Here is a 417-nt window from a genome sequence, read left to right as displayed (position 1 = left end):
ACGGTACATAACGAGTCAGCCTGATACGAATGGTGCTGGGGTTCTGGAGACAGAAGTACAGCAAGACGCAAGCATTCAATACGGCGGAGACGCGGTTGAACAGTTGATGGCCAGCAGTGAAGCAGAAACGTTGAATGGGGGCGCTTACTTTGGACCGTTTGAGACAAGTGATGACTATGACATGGTAATGTCTATTGCATTTGATAGTAACCCGTTTATAGAGCACCTGGGAACCGATTCGGGTTTGTAATATGAATAAAACAAGTATATTTCGTCTATACGCGTTGAACAGCCCCAACTGTAGGCAAGTTTTACTTGCCGGTGGAGGAAGTAACTCCTCCATCGACTACAATCTTCTGCCCAGTTATATATCGACTCTGAGCCAACGCTAAAAAGCAAGCCGTCATGGCCACATCC

Annotated in this window: 2 protein-coding genes; one reads left to right on the top strand and one right to left on the bottom strand. The window is 46.8% G+C overall.

Going from position 1 to position 417, the window contains the following annotated elements; all coding sequences use genetic code 11:
• On the top strand, positions 1-250 hold a 250-nt coding region (locus JHD73_RS29325), incomplete at its 5' end, for a hypothetical protein (protein WP_233177216.1).
• Positions 251-311: 61 nt separating this feature from the next.
• Here the strand turns inward: JHD73_RS29325 and JHD73_RS29950 are convergent.
• Positions 312-407, bottom strand: a complete 96-nt coding sequence (locus JHD73_RS29950) for an SDR family oxidoreductase (RefSeq protein ID WP_233177217.1) — start codon at positions 405-407, stop codon at positions 312-314.
• Positions 408-417: the final 10 nt, after the last annotated feature.

Source organism: Ralstonia sp. ASV6 (assembly GCF_016429285.1).
Taxonomy (GTDB): Bacteria; Pseudomonadota; Gammaproteobacteria; order Burkholderiales; family Burkholderiaceae; genus Ralstonia; species Ralstonia flaminis.
The sequence above is the reverse complement of the archived record's forward strand: the minus strand, read 5'-3'. Positions and strand labels throughout refer to the sequence as shown.

What these genes read in the sequence shown, in the direction of transcription:
- JHD73_RS29950 (WP_233177217.1), bottom strand. Translation starts at nt 407, where the DNA reads ATGACGGCTTGCTTTTTAGCGTTGGCTCAGAGTCGATATATAACTGGG.